Source organism: Streptomyces sp. CLV115, from assembly GCF_038448545.1.
GTDB classification, from domain to species: domain Bacteria; phylum Actinomycetota; class Actinomycetes; order Streptomycetales; family Streptomycetaceae; genus Streptomyces; species Streptomyces sanglieri.
Genome location: NZ_JBCEWQ010000002.1, coordinates 84,505 through 98,835 on the forward strand (window position 1 = coordinate 84,505; position 14,331 = coordinate 98,835).

At 68.8% G+C, this 14,331-nt stretch carries 11 protein-coding genes; 4 read left to right on the top strand and 7 right to left on the bottom strand.

Annotation, left to right across the window (positions count from 1 at the left end):
• The first annotated feature begins 79 nt into the window (after positions 1–79).
• A complete protein-coding gene (locus AADR41_RS01090; RefSeq protein WP_342279454.1) occupies positions 80–493 on the top strand; it encodes a hypothetical protein in 414 nt (137 codons plus the stop codon).
• Positions 494–772: 279 nt separating this feature from the next.
• Positions 773–1,675, top strand: coding sequence for a class I SAM-dependent methyltransferase (locus AADR41_RS01095; protein WP_342279455.1), 903 nt, complete (start codon positions 773–775; stop codon positions 1,673–1,675).
• Between the two features lie 239 nt (positions 1,676–1,914).
• On the opposite strand, the gene AADR41_RS01100 is transcribed toward AADR41_RS01095, so the two are convergent.
• Positions 1,915–2,871 (bottom strand): aldo/keto reductase, encoded by a 957-nt coding sequence (locus AADR41_RS01100; RefSeq protein ID WP_342279456.1) that lies wholly within the window; start codon positions 2,869–2,871, stop codon positions 1,915–1,917.
• On the bottom strand, positions 2,868–4,814 hold the full coding sequence (locus AADR41_RS01105; RefSeq protein WP_342279457.1) for a hypothetical protein: 1,947 nt from the start codon (positions 4,812–4,814) through the stop codon (positions 2,868–2,870). The genes AADR41_RS01100 and AADR41_RS01105 overlap by 4 nt, the downstream gene beginning before the upstream one ends.
• A gap of 110 nt (positions 4,815–4,924) precedes the next feature.
• On the opposite strand from AADR41_RS01105, the gene AADR41_RS01110 reads away from it, so the two are divergent.
• Together AADR41_RS01110 and AADR41_RS01115 are read left to right on the top strand one after the other, a co-directional pair.
• Positions 4,925–5,749: an amidohydrolase family protein gene (locus tag AADR41_RS01110; RefSeq protein WP_342279458.1), complete on the top strand. Its 825-nt coding sequence runs from the start codon at positions 4,925–4,927 to the stop codon at positions 5,747–5,749.
• Between the two features lie 341 nt (positions 5,750–6,090).
• A complete protein-coding gene (locus AADR41_RS01115; protein ID WP_342279459.1) occupies positions 6,091–6,909 on the top strand; it encodes a GntR family transcriptional regulator in 819 nt (272 codons plus the stop codon).
• A 62-nt stretch (positions 6,910–6,971) separates the two neighbouring features.
• Here the strand turns inward: AADR41_RS01115 and AADR41_RS01120 are convergent, their stop codons facing one another.
• The 5 genes from AADR41_RS01120 to AADR41_RS01140 form a co-directional block, all read right to left on the bottom strand.
• Positions 6,972–8,948, bottom strand: a complete 1,977-nt coding sequence (locus AADR41_RS01120) for a right-handed parallel beta-helix repeat-containing protein (protein WP_342279460.1) — start codon at positions 8,946–8,948, stop codon at positions 6,972–6,974.
• Between the two features lie 98 nt (positions 8,949–9,046).
• Entirely contained in the window at positions 9,047–9,859 is an 813-nt protein-coding gene (locus AADR41_RS01125) for a carbohydrate ABC transporter permease (RefSeq protein WP_342279461.1), read from the bottom strand.
• A gap of 115 nt (positions 9,860–9,974) precedes the next feature.
• The gene (locus tag AADR41_RS01130) at positions 9,975–10,895 is read right to left on the bottom strand and encodes a carbohydrate ABC transporter permease (protein ID WP_342279462.1); all 921 of its coding nucleotides are present in this window, start codon (positions 10,893–10,895) and stop codon (positions 9,975–9,977) included.
• Complete coding sequence (locus AADR41_RS01135; protein ID WP_342279463.1) at positions 10,874–12,109, bottom strand: ABC transporter substrate-binding protein; 1,236 nt, start codon at positions 12,107–12,109, stop codon at positions 10,874–10,876. The genes AADR41_RS01130 and AADR41_RS01135 overlap by 22 nt, the downstream gene beginning before the upstream one ends.
• 219 nt (positions 12,110–12,328) lie before the next feature.
• On the bottom strand, positions 12,329–14,326 hold the full coding sequence (locus AADR41_RS01140) for a heparinase II/III family protein (RefSeq protein ID WP_342279464.1): 1,998 nt from the start codon (positions 14,324–14,326) through the stop codon (positions 12,329–12,331).
• Positions 14,327–14,331: the final 5 nt, after the last annotated feature.

The window sequence follows — 14,331 nt, forward strand, 5'->3', positions numbered from 1 at the left end:
GCCACCGGCACACCCACGGAACGCACCAGCCCTGAATACCCGTGGTCGCCGCGAAGTTGCACCATCTATGCTCCAAGCCATGCGCACTGTGTTCGCATTTCCAGCAGGTGAGCGAGCTGAGACGGTCGCCTCACTCGATCGGCACCTGCCCCGGCAGCGCGATCCGTGGACTTGGGACGGCAACCTCTACATCGAGATCGACGACGAACAGACCGGCTGCCTCTTCTCCGACTGGGACCCCGACGATGTGGCGATCCTCGAATCGGCCCTCGGGCACCATCCCACCTGGGCAGTCCAGATCAACATCTCTGGGCGGATCGACGGCACCGCAGAACTTCGCCAACTTCTGGCGGTCCTGCTGAAGCACGGAGGCTTGGCGACCGACGACTACTCCGCCCACCCCTGGACACTGCAGGAAATCGAGTCCGGGGCAGTGAACGACGGTCTACGCTTCTTCGACTTTCGTGCCTACTACGAACTCAACCGCAAGTGACAACACTCCTGCGACTCCCTGCTCGAACAGTGGAGCGACATCGCCGCGGAGCTGGAGCAAGAAGGCTACTCGGACTGCGCACCCGAGTTCCACAACAGCATCTGGTGCCGAAGTGCCCTCGCCGAGGTCTGGCCGCTGCTGCCCCCGCGCGTCCGGTCGATCAGGCAGCCCGAACTCGACCGCATCGACGAGCAGTATCGCCAGTCCACAGTTCCCTGGCCCGGCCGGCCCGAGGAAGGGGCCGGGTGGTGGAACCGGCGGGTTCCCCGTCGCCCGGAGGTGGAGACCTCGGAGTACCGCGAGGGAGACTGGCCCCTGCAATCGTGTTGGCTGGCGGCACCGAACTGTCAGTATCACGGGCGTCCGCTCGGCCGTAACAGGGAGTTAAACGTGCAGGACATTGATGTCGACCCCGTTGCCCACAATCGGGCAGCCTGGGACAAGTGTGTCGAAGAGGGCAACGAGTGGTCGAGGCCGGTGAGTGCCGAGGACGTCGAGCGTGCCCGCCGGGGCGACTGGTCGATTGTTCTCATCGGGCGTGAGCCGGTCGACCGCTCCTGGCTGCCGACGGACCTGACCGGCAAGGACGTGTTGTGCCTGGCCTCCGGCGGTGGCCAGCAGGGTCCGATCCTCGCCGCCGCAGGGGCGCGGGTCACCGTATTCGACAACTCACCCCGCCAGCTCGGCCAGGACCGGATGGTGGCGGCGCGCGACGGACTTGAGCTGCGTACCGTGCTGGGCGACATGAGTGACCTCGGCGCTTTCGGCGACGCCGCATTCGATGTCGTATTCCATCCGGTCTCCAACCTGTTCGTACCAGACCTGGCACCGGTGTGGCGTGAGTGCTTCCGCGTCCTGCGACCGGGCGGAACCCTGCTCGTGGGCTTCCTCAACCCCGATGCGTACCTGTTCGACCACGAGGCGCTCGACGAGCGCGGCGAGCTGATCGTCGCGCACAGGCTGCCGTACAGCGATGTCACGCAGTACTCCGCCGAGGAACGCGCCACGAAGTTCGGCGCGGATGCCCCTCTTGAATACAGCCACACCCTCACCGACCAGATCGGCGGGCAACTCGCCGCGGGGTTCGTCCTCACCGGCTTCGCGGAAGCGCCGCACCAATCCAACGCATCCGCTCCATACATGTCGAGTTACTTTGCGACGCAGGCGGTCAAGCCGGGCTGACCCAGCCGTGGCGCCGGGCGGGACGCAGCAGTGTCTCCGAATGGCCGAGTGGAGCGCTGCGCGGGCCCGACCCCACTGACTTCGCCGAGCCACGATCGTTGGGCCGGACAATTCTCCGGGATCATCGACCAGGCCCCGGCCCTTCCCCCTGGAGCACCGGCGCGGCCCGCTCCCGCCCGGTGGCCGCTCCGTCGCCGGGCGGGAGCGAAGCGGCCACGCCGGGCCGGGCGCCGGGGGCGCTATTCGCCGTGTTTCTCCAGCAACTGCTCGGGCACGAAACCGGCCGCCGCGAGCCGTTGCCACAGCTCGCCCGGGATCGGGAAGCGGGCGGCCGCCGCGTTCGCCGTCACCTCGGCCGCCGAACGGCAGCCGAGTACGACCGAGCCGACGGCGTCGTGCAGCAGCGGGAACTGGATCGCGGCCGCGGGAAGCGGTACCTCGTACGCCTCGCACAGCGCCCGGCACTGCCGTGCCCGCTCCAGTGTCTCCGCGGGCACCGGGCGGTAGTTGAACATGGCGCCGGCGGACGGGTCGGCCAGCAACCCGGTGTTGAAGACGCCGCCGACGACCACCGCCGTGCCCGTTTCGGCGCACAACGGCAACAGGGTCGTCAGCGCCTCGTGGTCGAGAAGCGAGAAGCGGCCCGCGATGAGCACCACGTCGACCTCGAACTCCGCCACGTACGAGGCGAGCGGGGCGCTGTGGTTCATGCCGAATCCGATGGCCCGGACCAGCCCCTCGTCACGCAGCTTGCGCACCGCCGGATAGGCCGTGCGGCGTATCTCGTCCGGGTAGTCGTCCGGGTCGTGCAGATAGAGGATGTCGACGTCGGAGCGGCCCAGGCGGGTCAGGCTCGACTCCAGGGACTCGCGGATGCCGCGCTCCGTCCAGTCGGTGATCACCTCACCGGGTGAACCGTCCGGCCGGGGGCGCAGCAGCCAGCCCGTCTTGGTCGAGATCACCGGGCCGCTGCCGTCGGACGGCGGCAGCAGGCGGCCCAGGCGTTGTTCGGCGAGGCCGTGTCCGTAGCGGGGTGCGGTGTCGAAGTACGTGATCCCGGCCTCGGCGGCGGCCTTGAGGGTCGCGGCGGCGTCCTGCTCGCCGACCTCCTCGAAGAGCCCGCCCAGGGGGGCGGTGCCGATGCCGAGGCGGGGCAGGGCGAAGGGCAGCCGGCTTGTCGCGGCGGTGTCGGTCATGCCGTCTCCCACGGGGAGGAACAGGCCGCGCGGCTCGCGCGCAGCGCCATGGTCAGGGTCAGCCGGATCCTTGAGTCTCCGGGAAGGACGACGCGGCAGTACGGTCCGTCGACCGGCTGCTCGGGCCCGTCGTCCATGCGGACGGTGGCCACGTGGTGCTCGGCGAACGACCCCGCCTGCACCAGCAGAGAGCGTGCCGCACCGCCGAGGTTGACCAGCTCCACCACCGTGTGGTCCGGGTTGATGTCGGTGACCAGCGCGGCGACGTCCTGCGGCAGGCCGGGGCGGCGGGACTCCGCGTCGTGATAGCGCACATGCAGGTGGGCGAGGCCGCCGTTGTAGAGGACCTGCGGCGAACCGGTGGTCAGCTGCAGCAGCGCTTCCGTCACCACCGGGTTGAGGTGCTGCCAGTGGTGGATGTCCAGGGCGTCGGGGCCGACGGCCGGGTCGACGGTGTCGTTCTCGATGGCCTCGACCCGCTCGGCGCAGCTCGCGAGGGCGCTGCGCAGCATCCGCTCGGGGAAGTGCGGGTTCCGGCCGTGCAGGAATTCGTACCAGGGTTCCTCGTGCCCGGCCTCGTCCTTGATCCGCTGGGTGTGGACGGCGGTCCAGTCCCAGCGGGACTCGGCACGCAGGTGCTCGATCCGTTCCCGGTCGGCCTGATCGCGGCTGAAGTGCCACAAGGCGAGCGGGAGTTGGCCCGGCATGACGGTGAAGTCGAACCAGCCGGAGTCGTTGTGCCGCTGGGGCACCATGAGAGTGCGCTCGGCCGGCATCTCCCGCAGGTGCGGCTCCCAGCGTTCGCCGAGGGTGCCCATCTGACCGGCGCCGCGCTGCTCGGCGTGGCGCAGCACCGCGTCGAGCGGATTGCGGGCGAGGTCCAGGAAGCCCCGGTCTCCGGTGAGGAGCGTGGCGTTGGCGGCGCCGATGACGGTCGCGCTGCCTACCGGGGACAGCCCGTGCGGCCACGACCAGCCGTAGTGGCCGCCGTACCAGCGGCCCTCCATGTACTCGCCCACCACACCGCTCAGGCCGACGTTGTCGGGCACCACATCGCGGCCCGCGAGCCGCTCCTGCCACACGCCGACGTACTCGGCCACCCAGTCCGCGTAGCGCTGCTCGCCGCTGAGCAGGAAGGCGTTGGTGGCCAGGCCGGTGGCGGCGAGGTTCACGATCGTGTCACCCCGGCCCATCCGGTCCCACATCGCACGGCCGTACGCGCGGGCACGATCGGGCGAGGAGGCCAGATCGTCGAAGGACGTGACGTCGTCGAACCCGTCCAGCGGCAGGCCGTAGGGGCGCAGGGCCAGGCTCCACGGGAAGTACGCCTCCTCGTCGCTGAATCCGAAGCGCGGGCCCGCCGAACCGTTGTGCGGGGCGCGCAGGAGGCGGTGTTCGGAGTCGTAATTGGGACCGCCGGGAAGGTAGAAGTCGGCGAAGCGAACAGCCAGTTCACGCAGCTCCGGGTCCTGCGGGTCTGCCAGGCACAGACCGTAGAAGAGGAGCAGTCCCTCGCCCTGGTGGAACCAGTCGTAGCCGCGTTCCAGGCCCTGGTCGAGCATGCCCATCCCGGTGAGCTGGGCGGTGACTCCGCGCCAGTGGTGCCGGGCAGCGGTCAGCAGGTCCGCGCTGCCACCGAGGAGATAGAGCGTGGGCCAGTTGAAGAACGGCTCGTAGAAGTCATCGACGCCGTCCCGGCCGTCCATGCCCTGCCCGAGCGTGTCGCGGAAGACGAGGCGGCCGTCGCCCTCGGTGTAGCGGTCGGCGAAGAGCCGCCATGCCTTGTCCTGGAAGGCGAACAACTTCCTTTCCAAATAAGCCCACTCGGGGACCTCACCGACGCGCCGGGTCGCGGTCAGCAGAGGTCCGTGCGCCTCGCCCGTGCTGTGCGTGTCGCCGGTTCGTTCAGGCCTGAGCATCCAGAACACCTGCACCCTCGTCATGTACGGATTGAACAATCGCCCATCGATAGCCGATAGTTAGACTCATGGGAGGGGAGCCGAAGTGTCAATACTTCGGAGCGGCCCCGACAGGCCCGAGGAGGAGGCGCACCGTGATCGACTGCCATGTCCACCTGTGGGATCCGGCCCAGGGATTCCCGTGGATCCGACCGGGCGACGAGCACCATCGCGCCTTCGACGAGGACGACCTGGAACAGTCGGGCGCGGGTCTCGACCTCGCCGGAGCGGTACTGGTCGAGGCGTCGCGCGGCGATGCGGGCGAGACGCTCGCCCTGCGCGAACTGCGACGGCGCCGCCCGGACCTGGTCACCGGGTACGTGGCCAATCTCCACGTCCATGGCGCGGACGGGCCCGATGCCTTCCGTGCCACTCTTCAGCAGCTGGGCGACTCCCGCCCCAACGGGATGCGGATCGGCGGCTCCTCGTGGACGGATACCCCCGAGCCGGCCCGCGGGCTCGTCCCGGTGCTGGCCGAAGCGGGAGTCGCGCTGGAAGTCAATCTGCATCGGGGGGCGTTGACGGCGGCCGCCGACATCGGATCCCGGCATCCCGGGCTCACTCTCGTCGTCGACCACCTGGGCAACGCCCCGGACCTGCGCACACCGGAGGCTGGGGAGTGGTTCCGCGACGTCGAGCGCGCCGCCGCGAGCCCGAACGTGGTGGTGAAGATCTCCGGGCTGCTCACCCAGCAGCACGGACTCCCGCCGCAGCGCATCGCGCACATGGTGCGGCACGTCGTCGACACGCTCGGGGCCGACCGCTGCCTCATCGGCTCCGACTGGCCGATCTGCCTGCCACGCGGCTCACGGGCCGACTCGCTCGCCATGTCCCGGATCGGGCTGTCCCATCTGGCGGCCGATCAGCTCGATCGCGTACTGCATACGAACGCGGTCCGGGTGTACGGGCTCGGCGGCTGAGTCCCCGTGCTCGATGCGCGTGTGGCCGATCCGCATGTCGCCGATCTCCGGGTGGCTGATCTGCATGTGGTTGACGTCCGTGTGGTTGACAGTGCTCGAACGCCCCTGCTTCGATTCCCTCGATGATCGATAGGCGATGATCAGTGACCGACTTCATCTCGCCGAGACTCGGTCCCCACCTCCGCGGAGAGGCCCGATGGCACATTTCGAACCGGCCATGTGGCTGTCGATCGGTAACGGCCAAATGACTGGCAGCTGGAAACCTCGATGTGACTCCATCGAGAGAAGACGGGCGCGTATCATGTCGCAACTGACGTGCCCCAGTGCAGGATTGGGTATTCATGGCATCTAATGCGTCGGGTGGATTCGTCTCCACGCTGGCCACCAACAAGGACCGGTTCCGCAAGACCCTGATCTCGGACCAGGTGTACGAACTGCTCCGCCAGGCCGTCGTCGAGGGCGATCTCGCGCCGAACGACCGCGTGGTCGAATCGGAGATCGCCCGGCGGCTCGGCGTGAGCCAGGCTCCCGTGCGTGAGGCGGTCAAGCGGCTCGCGCGCGAGGGCCTGTTCACGCACGTCCCGCGACGCGGTCACTTCGTCGTCGAGATCTCCTCGCAGGACGCGGAGTACGCACGTCAGGTCCGCGAGCCGCTGGAGGGCCTGGCCGCCCGGCTCGCCACCGAGCACATCACCGAGGAACAGCTCACCGAGCTCGACGCACTGGTCGAGCGGATGCACGAGGCGGTCGCCGCCAACGACGTCAGCGGCTTCCGCGACGCCGACATAGAGTTCCACACCCTGGTCAGCCAGTACGCGGGCAATCCGTTCCTGGCCCGGATGTGGGAGGTCATCGAGCCGAGCCTGCGCACCCTGCGGGCCATCTCCGACCCGCTCTTCGAAGGCGACTGGTGCGCGATGGCCGACGAACACGGCCGGCTCGTCGGCCTGCTGCGCTCCGGGGAGCCCGACAAGGCGGCCGCGGCCTTCGCCGACCACGCCGCCGGGCGCGGACCCGTCCCGGATGCCCGGGAGGCCAAGAAGCCGCGCGGGAAGGCCACGGCGGCGAAGGGGACCGCGGCCGGCCGGACGGCTTCCGGTAAGACCGCGGCCAGGAAGAGCGCGGCCGTGAAAGCGGCGGCCAGGCCGAAGGCGGACTGACCGAGCGGCTGTGGGCCCGGTCCGGAATCCCGGACCGGGCCCACAGCCGTTTCGCGGTTCGGCTACCGACGGGCCCCGGCGGCCCATGCGGGTGCCCCGTACTGGTAGGCGCCCAGACTCGGAGTCGCGTCCGTGGAACCGTCGTTGATCCCCGGCAGCGGAATCGCCTGATTGCGTGCGGGCGACTCCGCGGTCAGCCGGTAGTCGTGGTTCGCCGCGTCCACGAACAGCGGATCGACGCCCGTGGGCAGATTGTTGGAGAGCACGAGCCCGCCGTCGGTGGCGCCGTCCAGGCCCCGGATCGTGCCGATGTTGTTGTAGATCCTGGTGCCGGTCGACTGCCCCGGCTCCTTCACATAGAACAGCGTCATTCCCCCGGTGTTGTTGTAGACGCTGTTGTCGTGCGAGCCGGTGCCCAGACCGTTGAGCATCACCGTGCCCTCCCGGTTGCCCCAGCCCACGTTGTTCGCGATGACCAGATCGCTCTGGCCGTTGTCCGCGTAGACACCGGAGATCCCGAACGTGGTGGAGGTCGTGGCCGGTGCCGGGTCGTGCAGTACGTTGTGGTCGATGGACGTGCCCATCATCCAGGCGCTGCAACAGGTGTAGATCGCGGCGACGTCCAGGCTCATGCGGGCGTAGCCGGAGATGTCGTTGTACGCGATGAGGTCCTTGCCCGGAGCGAGGCCGCTCACCTCGTTCCACTGGAGATTGATCCCGCTGCGGCCGACGCGGGAGATCGTGTTGTGCGTGACCGTCTGGCTGTTGCCCTGCACGGCGACGCCCGCCGCGTAGGTCCCCATGTAGTCGACGTCGTGGATCACGTTGTCCGTGGCGGTGTTGTTCTGTCCGCGGAGCGCGATGCCGTTCCCGGCGCTCAGCGCCAGATCACTGTTCACGATTCTGTTGTGGGTGCCGTCGAGGACGATGCCGCTGTCGCCGACGCCCCGTGTCACGGTGCTGCCGCAGTCCGTCGCACCCCGGGTGATGTCCGTGTAGTGCGACAGGTACCGGCCGTTGATGCCGTCCAGAGTGACGCCGGTGCTGGAGGGACCGGTCTGGACCGTGGTGGCGAACAGGCCGATGCCCGCGATCGTGGTGTGACTGGCGTTCGTCAGGTCGAAGCCCAGGGTGCGCCGCTTGGCCTCGACGGTGTGCGAGTCCGGGTCGTCGGTGCCGTACAGGTACAGGCGCTTCGCGGTCGGGTCGTAGAACCACTCGCCGGGACGGCCGAGTTCACCGATCTTCCCGGAGAGCGAGTACCGGGTCTCCTTGGGCACCACCTTGTGCACGCACGGGGGCGCCGCGTCCAGTGTCACCGAGCCGGCCGCGGAGCTCTTCACCGTGGTGGTGGCCGAGACGTACCAGTAGCCGGTGAGGGCCCGGGCACCGTCCCAGTACCCCGCCGGGCGGGTGAGGTCCGGGTCGGCGATGGTGGCGTCCGCGCTGCCCGCACCGGCGTACTGGCGCGCGGGGTCGAGCAGGTCGAGGCCGGGGTACGGCCACTGGGCCTCGATGTCCATCTTCTTGTCGGTGAACACCTGCACCGTGGTCACGTCCGTGCCGAGGTCGACGGCCGTGCTGTAGATGTGTCCGGCCGCCACCGCGTCGCTGAACTGCGACTTCGCGGCGAACGGGTCGGACTTGGCGATCTCGGTGACGTCGGCGGCGGTGACCGGCTCGAATCCGCCGATCCGGGAGGCACCGCTCACGGTGACTTCGGCCCCCGGAGCGGCGCGGTACGTGATCGGCAGTTCGGCGGTGCCGGAGCGGGCCGGCACCACGGTCTCCTCGTACGTGCCGGACAGGACCAGGCAGGTATCGCCCGGCACCATCACGTCCGCGCACTTCTGGATGTGCCGGAACGGTGCCCTGGGATTCTTGCCGCCGGCGGTGTCCTGACCGGACGGCGAGACGTAATACGTCTTGCCCGTCCGGAACTTGACCGGTTGTGCGGAGGCCGGCTGGCCGGCCACCACCACGGTCAGGGCGGCGAGCAGAGCGGCTGCGGACCACGGTCCCCTGCGGGAGCGTGGCATCCATCTACTCAGCACTGCGCGATCCTCTCTCTTGTCTCGGCTCTCTCGGACGGAATACACCGGGGCCGGCCGTTCCACCGCGACCGTGCACCGGCTGCTCATCCCTTCACCGCGCCGACGGTGAGACCACTGATGATGTGGCGCTGCATGTAGATGAAGAAGATGACGACGGGGGCCACGGCGAGCAGAAGGTTCGGGAACACCTTCGTCAGGTCGGTCGAGTACTGGCTGATGCCGGCGTAGATCGCCGTCGTGACCGTGTAGTGCCCGGAGGACGGGCTGAGCAGGATCTGCGGCGAGACGAAGTCGTTCCAGATCCCGATCGAGTTGAGGATCAGCACCGTGACGACCGCGGGGCGCATCAACGGGAAGATGATGGACCAGAACGTGCGGTACCGACCCGCGCCGTCGATCGTCGCCGCGTTGTCGATGTCCACCGGAATGGTGCGGATGAAGCCGACGAACAGGAAGATGCTCACCGGCAGCGTGGACGCCACGTCGTGGGCGACCAGACCGGTCACGGTATTGGCCAGACCCACCTCGCGCAGTACGTAGATCACCGGGATGATCACGGCGGCGCCCGGGATGAACGTGCCGGCCAGGAAGTACAGCAGCACCAGCTGTGTACGCCGCTTGAGGCTGCGCGCGATCGCGTACGCGGCCGGGCCCGCGAGCAGGATGCACAGCACGTCCACGACCACCACGAGGAACAGCGTGAAGCCGTAGCCACCGATGACGTTGAACTGCGGGCTGTTGATCGCCGCCGACATGTGCTCGAAGGTCAGCCCGCTCAGGGGGACCGAGAACGGGTTGTCGAGGATGTCCTGCTGCGACTTGAACGCGTTCACCACGAGCAGGTAGATCGGCACGATCATGACGAGGAACAGCACGCCGAGAAGGGCCCACCGCACGGGTGAGCGCGGTTCCTTGTGCTCCGAACGCCGCGAAGCGACACCGCCCCCGGTCGGCGCGGCCTTCGGCCTGTCGCGGACCTCTGCCTCTAGTACGACCACCACCGGCTCCTAACTAACCTGTCGCAGCTTGGTCTTGACGGTTGCGCAGCGCCGTCACGAGGAGGGCGAGCACGGCGGACACCACCATCAGGAACACTGCCTGCGCGGTCGCGTACCCGACCTTGGTGCCCTCGAAGGACCGGGCGAGAATGAGGTACGTGAACGTCTGGGTCGACCCGGCCGGCCCGCCACCGGTGAGACTGACCACGATGTCGTACGCCCGGATCAGCCCCACCAGGTTCAGCACCGTCGCCACGGTGACCACGGGGGCGATCATGGGGATCACGATCCGGAGATTGATCTGCCGCTTGGAGGCGCCGTCGATCGCGGCGGCCTCCAGCAGCTCGGCGGGCACCGTCTGCAGGGCGGCCACGAACAGGACGACGTTGAAGCCGAACCCGGCCCACACGATCACCGCGATCAGCGAGATCAGCGCGAATTTCTCGTCGAAGAGGAATCCGAGCGGTTCGATGCCGAACTTGGCGAGGGTGTTGTTGATGGCGCCGTTGGTGCCGAGGATCGCCGCCCACAGGTAGCCGAGGATCAGCGCGCTGATGACGTGCGGGAAGTAGGCGACGGCCCGGAAGAAGGAATTCGCGCGGGAGCGGCCCTTGAGGGCCAGCGCGTACACGAGCCCCAGGCCCACCATGAGGACCGTGCCGACCACGGAGATCAGACCCGTCACGTACCAGGCGTCCGACGAACTCGGGTCGTCGAACAGATGCTTGTAGTTGTCGAGCCCGGTGAACGCGGCGGTGGAGAAACCGTCCCAGTCGGTCAGGCTGAGATAGATCGCGACACCCACCGGCACCACGGTCATCAGGGTGTAGAGCAGTACGGCCGGGCCCATCATCCCGAGGGAGATCGCCGAGTCCCGCAGCCTCGCCCGGCGGCGCTGCTTCAGTCCTGCGTTCAGCTCTGCGAGTTCCACCACTTGTCCAATCCGTCGGCCGCGTCCGCGGGGGACGAGCCCGTGTACAGGGACTGGATCTGCTTGTTGAGCTCATCGCTGAACCCGGCGATCGGCTGGTTCTTCCCGGACTTCACGATCACCGACGGGGCCTTGTCCAGGACCTTCTGCACGGACGAGCCGAGGCTGGACATCGGGTATGTGAAGCCCTCGCGGAGATTGGCGTCGGAGGCGAGCTGGCTCTTGATGGCCTTCGGGTCGGTGGTCGCCCACTTCACGAACTCGATCGCCTCGGCCCGGTGGCGGGACTTGTTCACCACGACGTACGGGTTCGAGATGTTGCCGAACTGGCCGGACGGGTAGGCCCCGTCGGTCGGCATGGTGAACACACCGATCTCGTCGCTCTTCTTCGCGGCGTCGGCGGCCGGCACGAAGTACGAACCCATGATGTACATCGCGGACTTGCCGTTCAGGAACGCCGTCTGCCCGTCCGCGTAGGTGAGTCCGAGCCCGCTCTTCTCCAGATAGCCCTTGTCGATCCAGCTCTTGTAGTGCTCCAGGTAGGGCAGATAGTCGCTCTTGGCGAAGGACGCCTTGCCGTCGTTGCGCTTGGCCGTCCACCCGGGGTCGGCAGTGAGCACACCCGCGTCGGCCATCATCGAGAACTGCGCCCCGGTGACCCACTGTCCGGACGTCTGAAGCGGCTTGTAGCCGGCACCCTTCAAGCTGCCCATGGCAGCGGTGAACTGATCCATGGTCCGGATGCTCGTGGCGTCGATCCCGGCCTTCTCGAACGCGGCCTTGTTGTAGAAGACGAGCGACTGAATCTGTTCGCCCACACCGACCACGTATTGCTTGCCGTCGATGGCGTACTGGTCGGCCAGCGGAGTCTTGGCGGTCCACGGCTGGTCCGACAGGTCGGCGAAGAGCGACGCGGTGTCGGCCGTCGGTGTGATCTGCTGGGCGACGTCCGGTGGGTCGCCGGCGGCCAGGTCCTGCCTCAGCTTCGCGTCCGCCGAGATGGTGCCGGTCAGTTCGAGCTTGACCGTGACACCGGGGTGGGACTTCTCGTAGGTGTCGAAGAGATCGTTCCAGTACTTCTCCGTCAGGTTCGGCGTGATGTTCACGATGACGCGGAGGGTCGTGCCCTCCGAGGCCTGGTCGGACCCGTTGCCACAGGCGACGGCCGATGCCATCACCAGAGGGGCCAGGGCGAGTCCGCAGGTTCGACGCCACATTGCTTTCATAGGGACACGCTCCGTTGCGTAGTCGTGAATAATCGATAGCTGGTGTTCAGCCGCAGAGTTCCCGGTGGAGCAGTGGCGGGAGGGGGTGCGGGCGGTCATCGGTGCGGGCCGCCCGGCGGGGTGGTGCGATGCGGTGGAGGCGGGGAGAAGCCCTCGCCTCCGTGACTATCGTCTATCGATTGCTGATGCTAGGGGTGGCACTCCGCATCTTCAAGAGTGCTGCGCCAAACCTCTGAGTTCGTTCTTCCCGGACCTGCCGGCCTCGTCGGCGATCAACCACCTTACGGTCACGCTGCCTTGGGTGCCCGGATGGCGGACCGTGAGCGTGATCCGGGTGAGGTGGTCTCCCCAACTCGCGGCCAGCAGCGGGTCGTCCAGCTCCTTGCGTACGACGGAGGCGTCGGCGTCCCGGGGATTCCAGCACATCACCAGCCCGCTGCCGTCAGGTGCGGTGGCCGTGGCCCGGCCGTTCCCCAGCTCGACGAGCCCGGCCAGCACATGATGCAGGGCCACGTTCTCACCGCACCCTTCCCACCGGTCCTCGACGCTCACATGCGCGGGAGTGCTTCCGTCGGCCCGGACCAGGCGCACCGCTCGGTTCCATCCGGTGAGGCTTCCACCGGGATAGGCGCCGGCGAGGTCGGCGGTCATCCCGCTGACGTCGCGGCCGAGTTCGACGCGTACGTCCCGGGCCCGGTGCTCGGGACCGGGCTGCTGTGCCACGCCGGGCTCGGGCACGTTGTGCCAGCCGCTCTGGAACGGCCAGGCGGCGTAACGGTCGGGCCCGAAGGTCTGCGCCGTGTACGTGGGCCGGCCGACGTCCACCACCAGGGGCCGGCCGTCGGCCGCCACCCAGTACGAGCCGACGTCGAGGTGGTTGTGGTGTTCGCCGTTGTGACCCGCCTTCACCGCCAGGGTGAGCCCGTCGGTGCTGCCCGCCGTCTCGCGGGCGACCAGGATCTGCAGCCGCGGCAGCCAGGTCTCGTGGGCCAGCCAGGGCGTGGAGGTGTCCGGTGCGTCGGCCGTGAGGGCCCGGCACCAGTCCTCGTCCGACAGCGCGGCCAGCGCCCGCCCGAGCCCGGCACGCGGGGCTGCGGCGCTGTGCTGCCGGCGTGCTCCGGCCAGGGCATGCGCCACCGTCTCCGGCTGTCCGAGTCGCCTGCCCCAGCGGAACGGGACCTGCCAGGGCTGGTCGGCGGTCGGCCGGGCCGGAGCGTCGCCCACGTTCACGTACCAGTCGGCCCCGAAATGCATGCGCTGCGGATACCTCGACAACTCGCCCAGAAGCGGGAGCCGACGGGCATCGAGAGCGGAGCCGCCGACACCGGCGAGCAGATCGAGGATCTCCAGCAGCCGACAGGCCCCCACCCACCAGTAGGCGATGCCCTCGTCGATCCCGCCGTCGTCGGGAAGCGTGGCCACATAGTGGTCGAGTCCCTCGACGACCAGCCGTACGAGGCGGGCGCGCCGGGCGTCGTCCGGGCAGAGCAGCAGCGCGGCGGCGAGCACGGCACTGTGAATCCACGGGTTCCAGTTGTTGGCGCCGCCGTCCGCTCCGATCCAGCGCCAGTCCCGGCGTCGCTCGAAGGGCAGCAGCACCCGCCGCTCCACCTCGCGGCGCAGCCTGCGCCGCAGGCCCGGCATCCTGCGGTCGAGATGCGGCCCGAGGACGTGGTCCGCCCAGGCGAACAGCGAGGCGACCTCGGCGGCGCCCAGGTCGAGATACGGCTCGTCCGGATCGGGCACGAGTTCGCCGCGCTCCGCCGCGAAGCGCTCGTGCGGTGCCCAGCACCAGGTGCCGGCGTCGGCGAACGAAACGAGCCCGTCGATCGCGGCATCCAGATACGGGCAGGCCCCGGGGGCCTCCCCGGCATCGGCCGACTCGCCGGTGAGGACGGCTGACAGGGTCAGCAGCGACACCCGCTCCTGGAGACCCCAGGCCGCGTCCTCGTATGCGCTGCGGTCACCGTCCCGGAAGGCGCGGGCCCATGCCCCTGCCGTCAGCCGGGGCTCCGGCCGGACCGACTCCCGGGCCGCGTCCTCCAGCACCCGCTCCCGTACCGCCCCCGGGACCGCGTCCCACACGGCACGGCAGGTGACATCGGGCACCCCCACCCGCCCGGCCGGATCGACGAGCAGCCGCTCCAGCTCCCGGCCACCGTCCGGGCCCAGCACCGCCGAAAGGCGCTCGCTCAGCGGTTTCACCACCGGGA